17 protein-coding genes are annotated in these 19,699 nt (G+C 64.9%); 8 read left to right on the forward strand and 9 right to left on the reverse strand.

Going from position 1 to position 19,699, the window contains the following annotated elements; translation table 11 throughout:
- Positions 1 to 88 precede the first annotated feature (88 nt).
- Positions 89 to 2,245: a TonB-dependent receptor gene (locus tag AC0V2Y_RS02775; protein ID WP_475417228.1), complete on the forward strand. Its 2,157-nt coding sequence runs from the start codon at positions 89 to 91 to the stop codon at positions 2,243 to 2,245.
- Between the two features lie 187 nt (positions 2,246 to 2,432).
- Here AC0V2Y_RS02775 and ung read toward each other — a convergent pair whose 3' ends face one another.
- The 6 genes from ung to pdxR all read right to left on the reverse strand — a co-directional run bounded on the left by ung (position 2,433) and on the right by pdxR (position 7,162).
- Entirely contained in the window at positions 2,433 to 3,095 is a 663-nt protein-coding gene (ung, locus tag AC0V2Y_RS02780; RefSeq protein ID WP_475417229.1) for a uracil-DNA glycosylase, read from the reverse strand.
- A gap of 90 nt (positions 3,096 to 3,185) precedes the next feature.
- On the reverse strand, positions 3,186 to 3,491 hold the full coding sequence (locus tag AC0V2Y_RS02785) for a Txe/YoeB family addiction module toxin (RefSeq protein ID WP_099408225.1): 306 nt from the start codon (positions 3,489 to 3,491) through the stop codon (positions 3,186 to 3,188).
- Positions 3,472 to 3,741: a type II toxin-antitoxin system Phd/YefM family antitoxin gene (locus AC0V2Y_RS02790; protein WP_475417230.1), complete on the reverse strand. Its 270-nt coding sequence runs from the start codon at positions 3,739 to 3,741 to the stop codon at positions 3,472 to 3,474. The genes AC0V2Y_RS02785 and AC0V2Y_RS02790 overlap by 20 nt, the downstream gene beginning before the upstream one ends.
- 123 nt (positions 3,742 to 3,864) lie before the next feature.
- Positions 3,865 to 4,872, reverse strand: coding sequence for a lipoyl synthase (gene lipA / locus AC0V2Y_RS02795; protein ID WP_326459871.1), 1,008 nt, complete (start codon positions 4,870 to 4,872; stop codon positions 3,865 to 3,867).
- 37 nt (positions 4,873 to 4,909) lie between these two features.
- Entirely contained in the window at positions 4,910 to 5,614 is a 705-nt protein-coding gene (gene lipB, locus AC0V2Y_RS02800) for a lipoyl(octanoyl) transferase LipB (protein WP_475417231.1), read from the reverse strand.
- A 75-nt stretch (positions 5,615 to 5,689) separates the two neighbouring features.
- On the reverse strand, positions 5,690 to 7,162 hold the full coding sequence (pdxR, locus tag AC0V2Y_RS02805; protein WP_475417232.1) for a MocR-like pyridoxine biosynthesis transcription factor PdxR: 1,473 nt from the start codon (positions 7,160 to 7,162) through the stop codon (positions 5,690 to 5,692).
- 125 nt (positions 7,163 to 7,287) lie between these two features.
- Here pdxR and AC0V2Y_RS02810 point away from each other — a divergent pair, with 125 nt between their 5' ends.
- Positions 7,288 to 8,487: a multidrug effflux MFS transporter gene (locus AC0V2Y_RS02810; RefSeq protein WP_475417233.1), complete on the forward strand. Its 1,200-nt coding sequence runs from the start codon at positions 7,288 to 7,290 to the stop codon at positions 8,485 to 8,487.
- On the opposite strand, the gene AC0V2Y_RS02815 is transcribed toward AC0V2Y_RS02810, so the two are convergent.
- From AC0V2Y_RS02815 to AC0V2Y_RS02825, 3 genes are all read right to left on the reverse strand, one after another.
- Positions 8,480 to 8,776 (reverse strand): DUF493 family protein, encoded by a 297-nt coding sequence (locus AC0V2Y_RS02815; RefSeq protein WP_070257888.1) that lies wholly within the window; start codon positions 8,774 to 8,776, stop codon positions 8,480 to 8,482. The two genes, AC0V2Y_RS02810 and AC0V2Y_RS02815, sit on opposite strands and share 8 nt — an antisense overlap.
- A gap of 321 nt (positions 8,777 to 9,097) precedes the next feature.
- A complete protein-coding gene (locus AC0V2Y_RS02820; protein ID WP_475417234.1) occupies positions 9,098 to 10,849 on the reverse strand; it encodes a DUF6600 domain-containing protein in 1,752 nt (583 codons plus the stop codon).
- A 116-nt stretch (positions 10,850 to 10,965) separates the two neighbouring features.
- Positions 10,966 to 11,607, reverse strand: a complete 642-nt coding sequence (locus tag AC0V2Y_RS02825; protein ID WP_475417235.1) for a LysE family transporter — start codon at positions 11,605 to 11,607, stop codon at positions 10,966 to 10,968.
- 194 nt (positions 11,608 to 11,801) lie between these two features.
- On the opposite strand from AC0V2Y_RS02825, the gene AC0V2Y_RS02830 reads away from it, so the two are divergent.
- The 6 genes from AC0V2Y_RS02830 to AC0V2Y_RS02855 all read left to right on the forward strand — a co-directional run bounded on the left by AC0V2Y_RS02830 (position 11,802) and on the right by AC0V2Y_RS02855 (position 19,691).
- On the forward strand, positions 11,802 to 12,749 hold the full coding sequence (locus tag AC0V2Y_RS02830; RefSeq protein ID WP_475417236.1) for a DUF808 domain-containing protein: 948 nt from the start codon (positions 11,802 to 11,804) through the stop codon (positions 12,747 to 12,749).
- Positions 12,750 to 12,833: 84 nt separating this feature from the next.
- The gene (gene yiaA, locus AC0V2Y_RS02835; RefSeq protein WP_475417237.1) at positions 12,834 to 13,265 is read left to right on the forward strand and encodes an inner membrane protein YiaA; all 432 of its coding nucleotides are present in this window, start codon (positions 12,834 to 12,836) and stop codon (positions 13,263 to 13,265) included.
- A gap of 42 nt (positions 13,266 to 13,307) precedes the next feature.
- Positions 13,308 to 15,419 carry an EAL domain-containing protein gene (locus AC0V2Y_RS02840; protein ID WP_475417238.1) on the forward strand — a complete coding sequence of 704 codons (2,112 nt, stop codon included), beginning with the start codon at positions 13,308 to 13,310 and terminating at the stop codon, positions 15,417 to 15,419.
- Positions 15,420 to 15,775: 356 nt separating this feature from the next.
- Positions 15,776 to 17,434: a methyl-accepting chemotaxis protein gene (locus tag AC0V2Y_RS02845; protein WP_475417239.1), complete on the forward strand. Its 1,659-nt coding sequence runs from the start codon at positions 15,776 to 15,778 to the stop codon at positions 17,432 to 17,434.
- A 25-nt stretch (positions 17,435 to 17,459) separates the two neighbouring features.
- The gene (gene hemN / locus AC0V2Y_RS02850; protein ID WP_475417240.1) at positions 17,460 to 18,908 is read left to right on the forward strand and encodes an oxygen-independent coproporphyrinogen III oxidase; all 1,449 of its coding nucleotides are present in this window, start codon (positions 17,460 to 17,462) and stop codon (positions 18,906 to 18,908) included.
- A 9-nt stretch (positions 18,909 to 18,917) separates the two neighbouring features.
- Positions 18,918 to 19,691 (forward strand): sulfite exporter TauE/SafE family protein, encoded by a 774-nt coding sequence (locus tag AC0V2Y_RS02855; protein ID WP_475417241.1) that lies wholly within the window; start codon positions 18,918 to 18,920, stop codon positions 19,689 to 19,691.
- The last annotated feature ends 8 nt before the right edge of the window (positions 19,692 to 19,699 follow it).

Raw genomic sequence — 19,699 nt, forward strand, 5'->3', positions numbered from 1 at the left:
ACGCTGTTTTTTATCCTTTTCAGGCTGCCCTTTGCCGCACTTTGATGCGCGCCGGGCCGCCTGGCGTTGACTATCTTTGAGGTTTACCATGCAACACACACCACGCCTGAGCGCGCTGTCGCTCGCCCTTGCCAGCCTGTTTACCGTTTCCGCCCATGCCGCCGAGCCTGCCGAAGCCAGCACCGATGCCGCCCCGCCGGAAATGCAAAAGGTCGAAGTCACCTCCGCCCACTTGAAAAGCGCGCGCATCGCGCTGTCGCCGAAGGTCGGCACCACCATCTACAGCATCGACAGCCATATGGTCGACATGCTGGGCCAGGGCGACAACACGCCGTTCAATGAAGTGCTGCTGCGCCTGCCGGGCGTGTCGCAGGATTCGAAGGGTTCCGGCGCCCTGCACGTGCGCGACGACCATGCCAACGTGCAATACCGCATCAACGGCGTGCAACTGCCCGAAAGCATCAGCGGCTTCGGCCAGTCGATCGACACGCGATTGATCGACAAGACGGATTTCATGACGGGCGCCTTGCCGGCCCAGTTCGGCCTGCGCACGGCCGGCATCGTCGATATTGAAACGAAGGAGGGCGGACTGACGCCGGGCGGGCGCATCGGTATCATGGTCGGCAGCCACGACCATGTGGAGCCGAGTGCCGAATTTTTCGGCAGCATGGGCAAGTTCAATTACTACCTGTCCGGCAGCTATCTCGGCAATGCACTGGGCGTGGAAAACCCGCAAGCCACGCGCAGCGCCCTGCACGACAAGACGCGCCAGAACAAATCGTTCGGCAGCCTGTCGTATTTCCTCGATGACAACACGCGTCTGGGCGCCATGTTCGGCACGTACAACGGCCGCTTCCAGATCCCGAACAACCCGGACCAGGCACCGGCATTCAGCTTGGCCGGCCATAGCGACGCGCAGGCGGGCACGGCCAGCATTCCTTCATCGCAGCTGAATGAAAACCAGCGCGAAGTGAACCGTTTTCTCGTGCTGTCGCTGCAAAAAAGCTTGGGCGACGTGAATTACCAGGTGTCGGCCTTCCACCAGTATTCGGAACTGCACTTCACGCCCGACGCCATCGGCGACCTGATCTACAACGGCGTGGCCTCCGATTCGCGCCGCGCGAACAGCGCTTCCGGCGCCCAGTTCGACATCAGCTACAAATGGCACCAGGACCACACCGTGCGCGCGGGACTGGCCTACACGCGCCAGAAGACGACCAGCGACAACACGGTGGCCGTCTTCCCCGCGCTGGACGGCGTGCAAACCTCCACCACGCCGGTCAGCATTCTGGACAACAGCGGCAAGACGGGCACCCTGGCCAGTGTCTACCTGCAGGATGAATGGCATATCAGCAAGCCTTTGACCCTGAACTACGGCGCCCGCTTCGACAAGGTCTCGGCCTACACGAACGAGCAGCAATGGAGCCCGCGCGTCAACCTGGCCTACCAGATCGCGCCGGGCACGGCCCTGCACGCAGGCTATTCGCGCTACTTCACGCCGCCGCCGCAGGAACTGGCGGCGCAGGGCAGCATCGACCTGTACGCGAACACGACGAATGCGCCGGAAATCGGCCAGTCGGACAACGTCAAGGCCGAGCGCACGCATTACTATGACGTGGGCATCAGCCACCAGGTCAATTCAAAACTGACCGTGACGGCCGATGTGTACTATAAAAAGATCAACAACCTGCTCGACGAAGGCCAGTTCGGCCAGGCTTTGATCCTGACCCCGTTCAACTATGCGGACGGCTACGCCAAGGGCCTGGAATTGTCCGCCATCTACAGCGAGAAAAACTGGGGCCTGTTCCTCAACGCCAGCACGCAAAAGGCGCAGGGCCGCAACATCAATTCGGGGCAAGCCCTGTTTGGCGCCGATGAGTTGAACTACATCAGCTCTCACTATGTCTACCTCGATCATGACCAGAAATACACGCTGTCGGGAGGTGGCCATTATCACTTCGGCGATTCGCAAGTGAGCGCTGACTTCCTCTACGGCAGCGGCCTGCGCATGACGCCGGACGGCGGCGCACCGAATTCCGGCCATTTGCCGAGTTACTTCACCGTCAACACGGCGCTCACGCACACGTGGAAGAACACGCCTGTGGGCAAGGTGGAAGGACGCCTGGCCCTGATCAACCTGTTCGACAAGTCGTATTTGCTGCGCGACGGTTCCGGCGTGGGCGTGGGAGCGCCGCAGTATGGCGCGCGCCGCAGCATCTACGCCGGCCTGTCCACCAGTTTTTAACACCTGACAGTACCTACTGCGCGGCGTGGGGCGCAGCCTCCGATGCTCACTGTGCTAAAGCACAGCTGCGCTTCTCGGCCACGCCGCACATCCGCTCGCTACGGTTCTGTCCAGGTGTTGTAAGTCGCGCGAAGACAGCGGCAGGGAGCAACGCCTGCCGCTGTCGGTTGCCGTACTGTGTCATGACTTATCCCCAGGCGATGGCTTTCTGTCCATGTGCCTGCAGATACGCATTCGTCAGACTGAACGGCTTGCTGCCAAAGAAACCTTTGCTGGCCGACAAGGGCGAAGGGTGGGGCGCCGTCAGCACCAGGTGCTTGCCGGGGTCGATCAGGCTGCGCTTGGCTTGCGCATAGCCGCCCCACAGGATGAACACGAGGTGCTCGCGCTCGGCGGACAGGTGGCCGATGGCGCTGTCCGTCAGCTTTTCCCACCCCTTGGCCGCGTGCGAACCGGCCGCCCCGGCGCGCACCGTCAGCACGCTGTTGAGCAAGAACACGCCTTGCTGCGCCCAATCAGACAAATCCGTGCGCGTGCGCACCACGCCCACGTCGCTCTGTAATTCCTTGAAGATATTCTGCAGGCTAGGCTGCGGCGGCGTGCCTTCGGGAATCGAAAAACACAGCCCCATGGCGGCGCCCGGCGTGTGATACGGGTCTTGCCCCAGGATCACGACTTTGACTTGCTCGAACGGCGTCAGGTCGAAGGCGCGAAAAATGTATTTACCGGGAGGAAAACACGGCCCCGCCGCGTACTCTTCCTTCACGAAGGCGGCCAGGCGCTCCCAGTAGGGCTGGGCAAACTCCCCCTCCAGCCGCGCCTTCCACGATGCGTCGATGCGTACGTCCATGGCTCCCCCGTCAATCATGTTTTTAAAACATCATTGATCAGTATAGCCGCGTCACGTCCGTTACCGCGTTACGGTACGGCTGGGCAATGCCTATTTGTCATCATAGTGATAACGGCAGGCCGCCACGTAGATGCAGCCCGCGTCGGGCAGATACACGAGCCGGTGCTGGCGGTCGATGCGGCGCGACCAAAAGCCCGTCAGGTCGCCTTTCAGCGGTTCCGGCTTGCCCGTGCCCTTGAACGGATCGGCCAGGCAAGCATCGAGCAAGTCATTGATTTTTTGCAGGATTTTCAGGTCGCGCTCTTGCCAGAACAGATAATCTTCCCAGGCATGATCGGTCCAGGCCAGCACGGCGGCGCGCGCCTGCTGCTTGTTTTCAGTCTTCCGGTTTTTCATGCCGCGTCAATGCCCGTGGCTGCGCCTTGCCCGCCTTGATCTGCGCCACGGACGCCATCAGCCGGCTGGCATTCTTGGCCGTGCCCAGCAAATACAGGGTTTCCTCGATGCTGTTGTAGTCCGACAAGGACAGCATCACCACGTGTTCGCCATTCACGCGCGTGATCACCGTGGGCGTGTGGTCGTTGCAGACGTCGTCCATCACGCTTTTCAGGCCCGCGCGCGCCTCGCTGAAAGTCAGGATATTCATGCCGTGCCACCGCTCCATGGAAAGTACATGCCAATAATTGTACAGGATGTTGTACATCACTTCAATCAGGCAAAAAAAAGCCGCCAGCGCTATCGCGGGCGGCTTTGATCTGGCGCAAGGTGCTTAGAAATTCAGCGCCGATTCCACGCCGGCGCTGTGCGCCTGTTCATCCGCGTGGTACGAGCTGCGCACCATGGCGCCCACGGCGGCGTGGGTGAAGCCCATTTTATAGGCTTCTTCCTCGAACATTTTAAACACGTCCGGGTGCACGTAGCGGCGCACGGGCAGGTGGCTGTTCGATGGCGCCAGGTATTGCCCGATGGTCAGCATGTCGATGTCGTGCTCGCGCATGTCGCGCATGACTTGCAGGATTTCCTCGTCCGTCTCGCCCAGGCCCACCATGATGCCGGACTTGGTCTTCACGTCCGGGTACATGGCCTTGAAATCCTTCAGCAGTTTCAGCGAGTGCATGTAGTCGGAGCCGGGACGGGCTTCCTTGTACAGGCGCGGCGCCGTTTCCAGGTTGTGGTTCATGACGTCAGGCAAGCCATCCTTGAACAGATTCAACGCTTTTTCCAGGCGGCCACGGAAGTCGGGTACCAGCACTTCGATGCGGGTGTTCGGCGACAGGGCGCGCGTTTGCTGGATGCACTCGACGAAATGGCCGGCGCCGCCGTCGCGCAAGTCATCGCGGTCGACGGAGGTGATGACGACGTAGTTCAGGCGCAGCTTGGCGATGGTTTTCGACAGGTTGGCCGGCTCTTCCTTGTCCAGCGGGTCCGGACGGCCGTGGCCCACGTCGCAGAACGGGCAGCGGCGCGTACACTTGTCGCCCATGATCATGAAGGTGGCCGTGCCCTTGCCGAAGCACTCGCCGATGTTCGGGCAGCTGGCTTCCTCGCACACGGTCACAAGCTTGTTTTCGCGCAGGATATCCTTGATTTCATAGAAACGGGTCGAAGCCGAAGCGGCCTTGACGCGGATCCAGTCCGGCTTTTTCAGGCGCTCGATCTGCTCGATCGGGACGATCTTGATCGGGATGCGCGAAGTCTTGCTGGCGCCTTTTTGCTTTTCACTCGGGTTGTAGGCGGGAGCGGCGGGGGCGGTGCTGGAAATGGTCTCAGAAGTCATGGCTGCAAGCCCTTGACGGGCATGTTGGTTTGTTTGCTCAGGCATCCGCTGCCTGAGGCGCGCCTGCGGCGCTGTTTACTTCGCTTACATCGAGTAATACGGTCAATTCATGGGCCAGGGCCCGCTGCACCTCGGCCAGCGGCGCCGCGACGCCCATGCTGCGCATGTCCACCGTCTTCAGGCCGGAATAGCCGCAAGGGTTAATCCAGGAAAACGGCGCCAGGTCCATCGCCACGTTGAGCGATACGCCATGGTAGGTGCAGCCATTGCCGCGCACTTTCAATCCCAGCGCGGCGATCTTCGCACCCTTGTCTGGCCCGCCGGCGATATAGATGCCGGGCGCGCCATCGATGCGCTCGCCAGCGAGATTATACGCCGCCAGCACGTTGATGATGGCTTGCTCGATTTTATGCACGAACTGGCGCGCATACAGCTTGCCGCCCGGCTTGTTGCGGCGCAAGTCCATCAGCAGGTAAATCACCACCTGGCCGGGGCCGTGGAACGTCACTTCGCCGCCCCGGTCCGTCTGCACCACGGGCACATTCTCGGCGCCGGCCAGCAGATGGCCGCGGTCGGCCGCCAGGCCCAAAGTAAATACGGGCGGATGTTCGACGATCCACAGTTCGTCGCGCGTGTCGGTCGTGCGCGCGTCGGTAAAGGCGCGCATGGCGGCAAAGGTCGGCTCGTAATCGACGCGGCCCAGCTCGCGGATCAGCGCCGTTTCGGTGCGGGTGGTGGTCATGACAGATTCTGTAATCAGCTGCCGGCGCCCTGCGGACGCTGCGGCGAAGCCGTGATTATAAGCCAGGCCGCCGTTTCATTCAGCCGCGGGCGCCGGAGACAGCAGCAAGCTGCCCAATTTTTGTGCAGCGTAGCGCACCTGGGCCAGGCTCAGGGCCGTGTAACCGAGCAGCACGGCCGGCGCCAGCCTGGCGCTGTGGCAAAAATCGCCGAGCGGCTGCAGCGCCAGGCCCTCCTGCGCCGCGCGCGCGCAAAATGCCCGTTCGTCGCCATCGGGCGGCAGCCACAGCACGCAATGAAAACCCGCCTGCTGGCCGGAAATCGTGTAGCGCCCGGGGGCAAGCTGCTCGAGGCAGGCCAGCAGCAGGTCGCGCCGCTCCTTGTAGGCCAGCCGCGCCTGCCGCAGATGGCGCACGAAGGCGCCTTCCTCCATCCAGGCGGCCAGCGCCAGCTGTTCCGTCACGCCCACGGACCGGCCCGTCAACTGCACGATGCGCAGCAGCTGCGGGCGCAGGGCGGGCGGCAGCACCATGAAGCCCACGCGCAGGCCGGCAAACAGGGTCTTGTTGAAACTGCCGCAATAAATCACGCGCTGGTACTGGTCCAGCGCCTTCAGGGCCGCCAGCGGCGCGCTGTGGTAATTGAATTCGCTGTCGTAATCGTCCTCCACCACCCAGGCGCCGCTGTCGTTCGCCCATTCCAGCAAGGCCAGGCGGCGCGTGACGGACATGGTCACGCCCAGCGGCGACTGGTGCGCCGGCGTCACGTAGGCGAGGCAGGCGTCCGTCTGCGCGGCCAGCGCGGCGCAATCGATGCCCTCGGCATCGACGGCAATATCCACCGGCACGGCGCCGGCCAGGGCGAACAGGGCGCGCGCGGCCGGGTACCCCGGTTCTTCCAGGCACACCTTGTCGCCAGCGCGCACGATGCCGCGCGCCAGCAAGTCGATCGCGTGGCGGATGCCGGTGGTGACGACAATGTCGTGCGGATCGCAGCGGATGCCGCGGTACTTGGCGAGGAAATCGGCAATCTGCTGGCGCAGCTGGGGCAAGCCGGCCGGATCGGCGCTGCACAGCTGCTCCGGCGTGGCGGCGGCCAGCGCCCGCGTGGCGCATTTGGACCAGGCGGCCATGGGAAACAGGCTGGCGTCGGCGCGCCGCGCCACGAAGGGCAAGCCGTCGCGCACGCCCGTGTCCGGGGCGGGCGCGGGCACGCTGGCCGGCGCGGCCGGAGCGGCATCGCCGAAACCCGCCATCAGGAAGCGCTCCGGCACCACGGCGCACACGCGCGTGCCGGAACCGGGCACGCGCGTCACGTACGCTTCCGCGTGCAGGCGGTCGAACACGGTTTCGATGGTGCCGCGCGACAACTCCCACCGTTCCGCCAGGGTGCGGCTCGATGGCAGCCGGCTGCCCGCCGGCAGCATCTTCGTCAGGATGGCCGAGCGCAGCGCTTCATACGCGCCATCCTGCTTGTTGACGCCTGCCTTGTCGAGCCAGCTGGTGGGGCGAGGCAAGTCCAGGGCGTGTGGTGATTTTCCTCGCGGCATGATAATCGTCCAAGTGGTCCAATGCGTTTTCTGATGAGTGGCACTTCGCATTACACCACAACCATCCTATTCTCACCGTTCCGGTGCGCCAGCGGGGCGCACGTTTGCAAGGATCGTATAAAACAATGCAGAAACACATCGCTGTATGGGCCTGGGGCGGCATCGTGCTGCTGCTGGTCTGCCTGTCGCGCATCAGCATCGACATCTATCTCCCTTCGCTGCCGGCCATGGCCGATGCCCTGCATGCCAGCGATGCCCAGTTGCAACTGACCCTGAGCCTGTTCATGGCCGGCTCGGCCGCCTCGATGCTCGCTTGCGGGCCGCTGGCCGACCGCTACGGACGCCGGCCCGTGCTGCTGGCCGGCACGGGCATTTTTGTGCTCGCCAGCATCGTCTGCACCGTGACTTCCGACGTGCACGTGCTGATCGCCGCGCGCGTGCTGCAGGCGTTCGGCGGCTGCAGCGGCACCATCATCGGCCGGGTCATGGTGCGCGACCGCTTCGATCCCGCCACGCAGGCGCGCATGCTGGGGCAAATCTCGATGGTGATGGGCCTGTCGCCGATCCTGGCGCCGCTGGCCGGCAGCGTGCTCGACGCGGCGTTCGGCTGGCGCGCCGTGTTTGGCGTGCTGTGCCTGCTGGGTGCGCTGTCGCTGTGGCTGATCGCCGCATACGTGCCGGAAACCAAACCGGCCGACGTCGTGCTGCAAGGCAATACCCTGGCCCTGTACCGCCGCCTGCTGGGCGACAGATATTTCCTGCGCTATGCGCTGGCCATCGGTTGTGTGTATTGCACGTATTTCCCCTTCATCGCGGAATCGTCCGTGCTGCTGCAAAGGGGCATGCACCTGTCGCCTGGCGCGTATGCGCTGGTGTTCGGGCTGACGGTAAGCGGCTATATCGCGGGGTCGAGCCTGTTCCGCGCGCTGGGACCGCGCCTGGGCGCCGATCACATGCTGGGCGTGGCGGTGCTGCTGAATGTGGCGGGGGCGGCCAGCCTGTTGCTGGCGGGTACGTTGGCGCCGCAGCACGTGGCGTCGCTGGTGGCGCCCATGCTGCTGGTGATGGTGTCGGTGGGCATGGCGATTCCCGCCTGCCAGCTGGCCGTGCTGCAGCCGTATGGCGCCCAGGCGGGCAGCGCCTCGGGCCTGTTCTTCTTCGTGCAGATGGCGATCACGGCCGCCTGCGGCGCCGTCATCGCCGCCATCACGGACGGCAGCGAAAAACCGCTGCTGTGGGTGACGGCGGCGGCCAGTGGCGCCTTTGCCGCCGTCTGGCTGCTCACGAAGAGCCGGGCCAGCGTGGCGGCAGCCAGCCTTACATGACGATCTTCACCATCGGGTGGCCCGACAGCGCCATGTACAGGGCGTCGAGCTGTTCGCGGCTGATGGCGCGCACGGTGACGGTCAGGCCCGTGTAATTGCCCTTGCCCGATGGACGCTCTTCCATGCGGCCCGCGTGGAAGGTGGGATCGTGGCTGATGACCAGCTCGAGCATGGTCGGCGCGAAATCGACATGCGTCGGGCCCATGATCTTGATGGGAAAGTCGCTCGGATATTCGATCAGCGATTCGCTGGGAGGAATCGTCACTTCGGTCGGTGGGGTCGTTTGCATGGGAAATCCAATCAGTGCCGGTCAGAACAGGCAGCGCTTATCGCGCGGCGGCTGCATAAAGACGTATTGTAGCCAACTTTGGGGGCGGATGCGCCCGCCGCCATGACGCCGGCCTGGCGCAAAAAAAAAGCCAGCTGGGTAAGCTGGCGGAAAACTATTTCGTTTAGACAAAATAGCCGGAAAAGTCGTGCTGTCACTTGGAGGATAAGCAGTGGTCGTACTGTAAGCAAAATACGGCGGCTTTGCCTCCGGCATGTGACGAACTGCGCATTTTGCGGCTTGAACGTCGATACGGCGCGACAGACGGGAGCGCCGCCGCTCTCAGCGCTCCACTTCCTGCATCCGGCCATTGCGGCCGGGACCGCCGCGCTCGTTGTTGCGCTCATTGTTGCGTTCACGGGGCGGATTGGCGCGCTCGGCGCTGCGCGCCTCCTGGGCCGGACGCGCGGCAGGGGCCGGCATCGGCGGCGCAGGGCGCGGGGCGGCCACGGGTGGCGGGGCGGGCAAGGATGGCGGCGGCGCCGTCTGCAGCACTTCGCGGCGGGGGCCACGTTCGGCGCGGGGCCAATCGGCGCGGGGCCGCTCCTCGCCACGCCAGCCGGGACGGGCCACATGGTCTTGCACCGGGGGCAAGGCCGGCATCGCGGGCATCACGGGCTGTTGCGGCACGGGCGGCTGTTGCGGCTGCGCCGGCACGGGCGGCCGGTTGGGCTGCATGGGACGGGGCGCCAGGTGCGTCTGGCCATCGTCCGTCTGCAGGCGGCCAGGGCGGTTGACCCAATCGCGCCGGGACTCCCGGTCGCCGCGCGGCGCCTCAACGGGGCGTTGCCAGTTCCCGGCCGGCGCAGGCGCCGTGCTCAGCGGCAAGCTTTGCATGACGGGCGGCGGCATGGTGGTGCGGTTGCGGCGCGGCACGTCGACCGTGCGCGCGCCGCCAAAACGCTCGCCCGGCAGCATGCTCATGCCGGCACGGCGTTCGCGCTCACCCATGATCGGGCGGCGGCCCTCGGCGACGCGGTTGATGCGGCGCTCATAGTCCGCGCTGGCGCGGTAGCCGGGCACATAGCGGTCGTGCGGCGACAGGGGGAACCAGCCGACACCGGGCCCCGGCCGCTGGCCGTGCTGCTGCCAGTGGTTGCCGCCGACCCAGCCCACCACGGCCGGCGCCCAAGGCGCGCGCACGCGCTCGCGGCCCGGCGCCCAGCCCCAGCGGTGGCCCAGCAGCACCCAGCGGCCGTAGTGCGAGGGCGCGTAGCCCCACGGCGCATTGTCGACCCAGGTCCAGCCCCACGGCGCGATCCACGTCCAGCGCCCGTCGCTGTACGGTGCCCAGCCGGCCGGCACCGCGCTGGGCAGCCACAGGGGGCCGTACTCCGCATCGTCCTGCCAGGCGCCGTAGCGGTCCAGCTCTTCGTAGCCGGTGGTATCGTCCGTGACATAGCGCAAGGCCGGCGCGGCGGCGGGCAAGGCTTCGGGCCAGTTGTCAAACGCCACGCGCTGCACGGCGCCCGTGCGCAATTCCTCATCCGTCAGCTCGGCGCGCTTGCCGGCACGCAAGGTGACGCTGCCCGTCGCGCCATCCACGTCGGCCGCGCCGTCGAGCACGCTGACGACGCTGGTGCCGGGCTGGCGTCCCGCCTCGATGCGCACCCAGCCCGGCTGGGTCAGGCTCACGCGGGCCTGGGCCGTGGTCAGCTCGAAGCCGCGCAGCGCATCGGGATTGCGCACGCGCACGCTGACCGTGCCATGGCCGAGGTGCAGCTTGAAACTGTCGTCATCGAGTTCGCTCACTTCCAGCTCGGAATCGCCATCGAGGCGCACGGCGGCGGCGCCCACGCGAAATTCCGCCAGCGCGCCGCGCAGGGTAGTCAAGCGGTTATCCGTCGTGACGGGCCAGTTCAAGAGGGCGTTTTGCGCGTCGCCATCGCCGGCGCGCACCAGCACCTGCCCTTCGACGGTGGAAATGCGGCCCACGCGGGCGGGCGGGTCCTGCGCCAGGGCGAAGGCGCACGCCGACGACAGCAGCACGGCGCACACGGCGTTCAGGAGGGGGAAAGACAGGGTAGGACGCATGGCAGCGCTCCAGGCAGGACTTACAAGGAAGACATATTACCGATTACATCCGCATCGTGCCGGCATCGCAAGCGGGCTTACAAATGTTTGCATCTTGATTTGCATATTGCCCTGGCTCAGGATGCCGCCTGGCTGCCGCGCTTGACGAAGAACAGGGCCGCGCCGACGGCCATCAGCAAGCCGCCAAAGAAGCGGTTCTGCTTTTTCACGGCGCGCGCGTCGCGGAAAAAGCGCTGCATCGACGAGGCTAAAAAGGCGTAGCTGTGCATGACGATCTGGTCGATCGTGCACATGGTGACGGCCAGGATCAGCAGCTGCGGCAGCAGCGGCGCTGCCGGGCTGATAAATTGCGGCAACACCGCCACCATGAAAATGATGCCTTTCGGATTCGTCACATTGGTCAGAAAGCCCGTCAGCACGCGCCGGCCCATAGAAGGCACCACGGCGTCCGCATGCAGGTCGCCCGTGACGGCCACCTTGGCGCGCCATTGCGACAGGCCCAGGTAGATCAGGTAAAAGGCGCCCACCGTCTTGACGATATTGAACGCCACTTCGGAGGCCAGCAGCAGCGAACCCACGCCGGCGCCGGCGATGCCCAGCACCACCAGCAGCCCCAGCTGCAGGCCCAGAATCGTCGCGCTGGCCTTTCTGACCCCGTACGACAGGCCGTGCGACATCGACAGCACGGCGCCCGATCCCGGCGAGACGGCAATGATGGTGGCGGCGAAGACAAAGGCGATCCAGGTGGCGAAGTGCATGCGGTTTCCCAAAAAAATGGTGGCAAGAGGCAATTTTAACCCGGTCAGTGCGGCCTTGCCGGCCCGCCCTGGGGTAAGATCGCAGTCACGCCTTACCGACGCCATCCCTTGCCGTACAACCAAGAACAACACCATGAAAAACAACACTTTCCTCGCTCCACAATTTCCTGTCGCCACCGTGGGAGCGCGCTGAGATGGCCGGCTCCAGCCTGTTGGCCCTGCTCGACGACATCGCCAGCATCCTCGATGACGTTTCCCTGATGACCAAAGTGGCCGCCAAGAAGACGGCCGGCGTGCTCGGCGACGACCTGGCCCTGAACGCGCAGCAAGTGGCCGGCGTGCGCGCCGAGCGCGAACTACCCGTCGTCTGGGCCGTCGCCGTCGGCTCGCTGAAGAACAAGGCCATCCTCGTGCCCGCCGCGCTGGCCATCAGCGCGTTTGCGCCGTGGGCCATCACGCCCCTCTTGATGGTGGGCGGCGCCTACCTGTGCTTCGAGGGTTTCGAAAAGATCGCGCACAAATACCTGCACCCGGACGACAGCCACAAGGCCGAGCTGGCGCAGGCCCTGCGCGACCCGCAGGTCGACCTCGTCGCGCTGGAAAAAGACAAGATCAAGGGCGCCATCCGCACCGATTTCATTTTGTCGGCGGAGATCATCGTCATCGCGCTGGGCACGGTGGCCGCGGCCACCTTCGCCGAGCAGGTGGCCGTCGTCGTCGGCATCGCCCTCCTCATGACGGTGGGCGTGTATGGCCTGGTGGCCGGCATCGTCAAGCTCGATGACGCGGGCTTTTATTTGTCCGCGCGCAAGGGTGCGGGCGCGCTGATGGATGGCGTGCGCGGCTTTGGCCGCATGCTCGTGTCGGCGGCGCCGAAACTGATGAAATTCCTGTCCGTGGTGGGCACGCTGGCCATGTTCATGGTGGGTGGCGGCATCCTGACGCACGGCTGGCCGTGGGCCAGCGCCATGCTGCACCATGCGGAAGAGGCCGTCGGCGGCGTGGCCGGCATCGGCCCCGTGCTGGCGGCCGTCACGCCCAGCCTGATCAACGCGGTGGCCGGCCTGATCGCCGGCGGCCTGGTGCTGGCCGGCGTCACCGCCGTGTCGGCTTTGTTGCGCATGATCAAGCCCAGCAAATAAACTTTCTGGTCTGATGGGGCGGCAGGCGCATCCGTGCCTGCCGCCCCGGCCATGCCGGCGGCGCCCGCTGCCCATGGAGACCCTATGCATGCTTCCCCCGCCCCACGCCCCAGCAGCGCCTTCATCGGCGCGTCCTGGGCGGCATTGCTGATCGGCATCGTCACTTACCTGTCCGGCCTGTGGAACGCCAGCATGGCCCTCAACGAGAAGGGCTATTATTTTACGATCCTCATGTACGGCCTGTTCGCCGCCATCTCGCTGCAAAAATCCGTGCGCGACCGCAGCGAAGGCATCGGCGTGACGGGGATTTACTTTGGCCTGTGCTGGATTTCCGTGCTGCTGGCCTTGCTGTTATTGACTGTGGGCCTGTGGAACGCTAATCTGCAAAATAGCGAGAAGGGGTTCTATGCCATGGCATTCCTGCTGAGCCTGTTTGCAGCCGTGGCCGTGCAAAAGAATGTGCGCGACGTGGCGCGCGCCGCGGCCACCGCGCCGGCCGAGCTGCCGGGAACTTAAACGCCGGCGCCGCGTCTATCCCAGTATCCATGTCGGGAGGGGATGATGGGCGACCAGCAGAAACGTTTACAGATGGCGCTGGAGGCGGCGCACATGGCCATCTGGGATTCGCGCATCGTCGATGGCCAGGTCATCGACGGCACGGTCAGCTGGTCGGCCAAGGGCGCCACCTTGCTGGGCCTGGAGGAGCGCCCGCTGACGCAGCCGTTCCGCGTCTTTCTCGACTGCGTGCACGCCAGCGACCGCGACAAGGTGCTGAGCGTGCTGCAGGACGGCGTGCGCCGGCGCGCCGGCTATGCCCTGCAATACCGCGTCATCTGGCCCGACGACAGCGAACACTGGCTGGCGGCCAAGGCGCACGTCTTCATGGATGACGCCGGGCATCCCGAACGCACCCTGGGCATCATTTGGGATATCACCGAGCACATGGCGCGCGAGCTGATGATCGCCGAGCGCAAGGAACTGGCCGAAGTGACGCTCAGCTCCATCGGCGACGGCGTCATCACCACCGATCCGCAGGGCAAGACGCGCTACCTGAACCGGGTAGCCGAGCAGTTGACGGGCTGGAGCAACGACATGGCGCGGGGCATGGACATCGGCCAGACCATGCCGCTGGCCGACGAACGCACGGGCGAAGCGCTCGAGCACGTGGCCATGCGCTGCCTGCAACAGCGCCAGGCCATCGGCATTTCCCCCCGCTCGCAACTGGTCACGCGCGAAGGCCGGCGCATCGCCATCGAGGAGTCGGCCGCGCCGATCTGGTCGCGCGACGGCGAGATCCTCGGCGCCGTCGTCGTGTTTCGCGACGTCAGCCACGAACGCAAGCTGAGCCAGCAGCTGTCGTGGCAAGCCACGCACGACGCCCTGACGGGCCTGATCAACCGGCGCGAATTCGAGCATCTGGTGGCCGGCGCCCTGCACACGGCCAAGCAGGACGGCCACACGCATGCGCTGCTGTACCTGGACCTGGACCAGTTCAAGGTCATCAACGACACCTGCGGCCACGGCGCCGGCGACGTGCTGCTGCAGCTGCTGGCGAAGATGCTGCAGGGCCGCATGCGCGACAGCGACATCCTGGCGCGCCTGGGCGGCGACGAACTGGGCGTGCTGCTGCCCCACTGTCCGCTCGAGCATGCGCGCCAGATCGGCGAACAGCTGCGCCAATCCATCCGCGAATTCCGCTTCGCCTGGGATGAACGCAGCTTCGAGCTGGGCGTGAGCATCGGCATCGTGGAAATCAACCAGGACAGCAAATCCATGAGCGAGCTGCTGAGCGCCGCCGACCAGGCCTGCTACCTGGCCAAGGAGCAGGGCCGCAACCGCCTGCACGTGTATCAGGAGTCCGACGTCATGCTGGCGCAGCGGCATGGCGAAATGCTGTGGATTTCACGCCTGAACGAAGCGTTCACGCACGATTATTTCCGCCTGTACGCCATGCCCATCGTGCACCTGCGCGACAATCCGGAACACCACGACGAAGTGCTGATCCGCATCCGCAACAGCAAGGGCGACCTGATCCTGCCCGGCGCCTTCATCCCGGCCGCCGAACGCTACGACATGATGCTGTCCATCGACCGCTGGGTCATCCGCGCCGTCTGCGCGCATATCCAGAGCGTGCGCGACAGCCTGCCGCCGCTCGAGGCGCTGGCCGAAAGCCGGCGCCGCGCACCGGCCCTGTATTCCGTCAACCTGTCGGGCATGTCGCTGGCCGACACGGGCTTGCACGACTACATCACCGAGCAGTTCGTGCAATTCGCGATTGCGCCCGAGCAAATCTGCTTTGAGATCACGGAAACGGCCGTCATCGCCAACCTGCCCAAGGCGCAAATATTCATGCGCCAGCTCAAGGCCATGGGCTGCCGCTTCTCGCTCGACGACTTCGGCAGCGGCTTTTCCTCGTTCGGCTACCTGAAGGCCCTGCCCGTCGACTATCTGAAGATCGACGGCGTCTTCGTGCGCGACATCGCCACCAATGCCATCAACCGCGCCATGGTCAAAGCCATCAATGAAGTGGGCCACGTGATGGGCCTGCAAACGGTGGCCGAATACGTGGAAGACGACGCCACCCTGGCCATCATCCGCGAACTGGGCATCGACTACGCGCAAGGCTACGCCGTGGGCAGCCTGCGGCCCCTGACGGCGGGCGTGGATTAAGCGCCTATCCCGGTAGATGAATACATCCCCTGCTGGCGCCCGTCAGAAGCGGGGACTGCGTTGCTCGTCGTCGCGTGGCTCGCCACGCGTCCTCCTCACGCCTTGTCCGCGCTCCTGATGCGCTGCCAGCAGAAGACGCTCCCTACCGGGATAGGCTCTAAGCGCCGCCGGCAACCAGTACCTTTAAAACAATGCCGCATTGCTATCGCTAAATGCGTACAAGCACGACCAATCTGGAGGATTTTGATCTACATCAATAAATTTGCGCAGGCGACTCCTTACACTGATCTCCATTCTTGCAATCGTGCAAGTCTTACTCACCAATTGCTCATTTAACCGATCAGGAAGCCGCGACCATGCGACAAAATTTGCCAGTGACTAACCGTGAAGTCCTCGTCCAGGACGACCAGGCCATCGTGTCGAAAACGGATATGAACGGCAATATCGTGTACGTGAATCCGTACTTCAGCCAGGTCAGCGGCTTCAGCGAGGCAGAGCTGCTCGGTTCACCGCAAAACATCGTGCGCCACCCGGACATGCCGGCCGAAGCGTTTGCCGACCTGTGGGCCTCGATCCAGGCCGGCACGCCGTGGACGGGCCTGGTCAAGAACCGCTGCAAGAACGGCGATTTCTACTGGGTGCGCGCCAACGTCACGCCCATCCGCGAAGCGGGCAAGACCATCGGCTACATGTCGGTACGCGTGAAGGCCGACAAGGACCAGGTCAAGGCGGCCGAGGAAGCCTACGCGGCCATCCGCAACAAGGAAGGCGGCAACATCGTCATCAAGCACGGGCAGATCGTGCGCCCGGGCCTGGCGCACCTGCTGCACAACCTGACGCACATGTCGCTCAACCTGCGCATCTGGGCCGCCACCTCCATCGTCAACTGCCTGCAGTTGCTGGTGTGCGTCATCAGCCTGTTCGCCAGCGGCGGCAAGATCACCAATTACGCCATCTTCGGCGCCACCCTGTTCGGCTTCCTGATCAACGTTTTCCTCTGGTACACCTTGCGCATGTCCGTGCTCAAGCCGCTGGGCAAGGCCCTGAACGGCGCGCGGGCGATTGCCGCCGGCGACCTGTCGGGCAGTTTTGAAACGGACAGCACGGATGAAATGGGCCAGCTGCTGCGCGCGCTGCAACAGATGAACAGCAACCTGATCGCCACCATCCGCGACGTGCGCATCAACGTGGAAACCATGGCCGTGGCCACCAAGCAGATCGCCGTCGGCAATATGGACCTGTCGGGCCGCACGGAATCGCAGGCGGCCAGCCTGGAAGAGACGGCCTCAAGCATCGAGGAATTCTCGTCGACCGTGAAACAGAACGCGGACAACTCGGTGCAGGCGAATGAGCTGGCCGTGGCCGCCTCGAAAGTGGCCGTGCAGGGCGGCGAGATCGTTTCCGAAGTCATCACCACCATGGACGACATCAATACCTCGTCGAAGAAGATCGTCGACATCATCGGCCTGATCGAAGGCATCGCCTTCCAGACCAACATCCTGGCCCTGAACGCGGCCGTGGAAGCGGCGCGCGCCGGCGAGCAGGGCAGGGGCTTTGCCGTGGTGGCGGGCGAAGTGCGCAACCTGGCGCAGCGCTCGTCCGTGGCGGCCAAGGACATCAAGCAGCTGATCGAAATTTCCGTCGGCAAGGTGGGCGCCGGCATGCTGCAGGTGAACCGCGCCGGCGCCACCATGGAGCAGGTGGTCAGCTCCGTCAAGCAGGTGACGGCCATCATGCAGGAAATTTCCATCGCCTCGCGCGAACAGAGCATCGGCGTCGACCAGGTCAACCAGGCCATCGCCCACATGGACCAGGTGACGCAGCAGAACGCGGCCCTGGTGGAAGAAGCCGCCGCGGCCGCCACGCGCCTGGCGGAAGAAGCAGCCAGCCTGTCGCAAGCCGTGAGCCTGTTCAATTTCGGCAAGATGCCGCCCCCGCGCCGCGTCGCCATGCCCGGCGGCAAATCGGGTGCCGCGAACGCCGGCAAACCCGCCATGAAACGCCTGGCCGCCTAAACCTTTCAAGACATACAAACACATCATGCCTACACTCCTCAGCAGTGCTTCCGCCGACCTGGACGCCGTCGTCGAATTCGACCCGGTCATCATCGGCAAGATGAGCCAGTCCGGCCCCCGCTACACGTCGTACCCGACGGCCGACCGTTTCAATGCCGACTTCGGCTACGGCAATTTCCTCGAAGCGCTGGCCGCGCTGCGCATGCGCGGCGGCCGCCGTCCGCTGTCGCTGTACGTGCACGTGCCGTTCTGCGACACCCTGTGCTACTACTGCGCCTGCAACAAGATCATCACGAAAGACCGCAGCAAGGCCGCCACCTACCTCAGCTACCTGAAGCAGGAAATCGCCATGCAGGGCAAGCTGTTTGCCGGCATGAACCAGATCGAGCAATTGCACTTCGGCGGCGGCACGCCCACCTACCTGAGCGAAAAGCAGATGGACGAACTGATGGCGCACCTGCGCCAGCATTTCGAGTTCGCCTCCGATGAAGACGGCGAATATTCGATCGAGATCGACCCGCGCACCGTGTCGCGCGAACGCGTATTTTCACTGCGCGCGCAAGGTTTCAACCGCATCAGCCTCGGCGTGCAGGATTTCGACGCCGACGTGCAGAAAGCCGTCAACCGCATCCAGCCGGAAGCGGAAACGGTGGCCATCATGCAGGCGGCGCGCGACGCCGGTTTCCGCTCGATCAGCATCGACCTGATCTACGGCCTGCCCAAGCAAAGCCTGGAGACGATGACGGAAACCCTGCGCAAGGTGATCAACGCCAGCCCCGACCGCATCGCCCTGTACCACTACGCGCACATGCCGCACCTGTTCAAGCCGCAGCGCCGCATCCTCGACGCCGACATGCCCGACAGCGCCACCAAGCTGGCCATGCTGGGCCTGTGCATCGCGCGCCTGACGGCCGCCGGCTACGTCTACATCGGCATGGACCATTTCGCCAAGCCGACGGACGACCTTGCCGTGGCGCAGCGCCAGGGCCGCTTGCACCGCAATTTCCAGGGATACTCGACGCGCGCGGAAGCGGACCTGATCGCCTGCGGCGTGTCGGCCATCAGTTCCGTCGGCGCCGTCTACAGCCAGAATGAAAAGACGCTGGACGCCTACTATGAAAAGCTCGACGAAGGCGTGCTGCCGATCGCGCGCGGCATCAAGCTCGATACGGACGATTTATTGCGCCGCATCATCATCCAGATGCTGATGTGCAATTTCGAATTGTCGATCGCCACCATCGAGCAGGCGCATCCCGTGAAATTCCGCAGCTACTTCGCCGCCGAGCTGGAAAAGCTGCGCGAACTGGCGCGCGACGGCTTGCTCGTCATCGAGGAAGACTGGCTGACGGTGACGCCGAAAGGGCGCTTGCTGATCCGCAATATCTGCATGGTCTTCGACCGCTACCTGACCCTGGCGCGCGCCAACGCCACGCCGGATGCGGTGCAGCCGCTGCGCTACTCGAAAACGGTGTAACGCCGCCCGATGAACGCCCTCAGCCTCGTGCCCATGTTCCTGGTCGGCCTGGCCGGCAGCGTGCACTGCATCGGCATGTGCGGCGGCATCGTGGGCGCCCTGTCGATCAGTGGCGGCGGCGCAGCGGCGGCGCCGGCCCGCCCGGTGATCGCCATCGCCGTGGCGCGCCCGGCATTGCAGACAACCGTGCAAGCCAATGTGCTGCGCGTGCTGGCCTACAACGGCGGGCGCATAGGCAGCTACATGCTGGCCGGCGCCCTGGCCGGCAGCCTGGCGGGCGCGGGCATGCTGCACATGGCGTCCCTGCAAGTGGCCGGCTACTGGCTGGCCAACCTGATGCTGGTGGCTTTGGGCCTGTACCTGATGGATGCCTGGCGCGGCCTGGCCCGCCTGGAAGCGGCGGGAAATGTCGTCTGGCGCCGCGTGCGCCCCCTGCTGAAACCGCTGATGCCGATGGATACCCCTCTAAAGGCGCTGGCCGTGGGCGGCCTGTGGGGCTGGGTGCCATGCGGCATGGTCTACAGCGCGCTGCTGACGGCCATGATGCAAGGCTCGGCCCTGAGCGGCGCGGCCGCCATGGCCGCCTTCGGCCTGGGCACCCTGCCCACCCTGCTGGGCATGGGCTTGCTGGGCACGCGCCTGCGCGCACAGATGCAGCGCCGTCCCGTGCGCATCGCCAGCGGCGTGCTGGTGCTGGGCTTTGGTCTGCTGGGCCTGCTGCGCGCCGCGAATGGCGTGTCGCTGGGCTGGCTCGACGCCCTGTGCGTCACGGGCCATCCATGAAAAGACGC

The organism is Janthinobacterium sp. BHSEK (assembly GCF_056174685.1).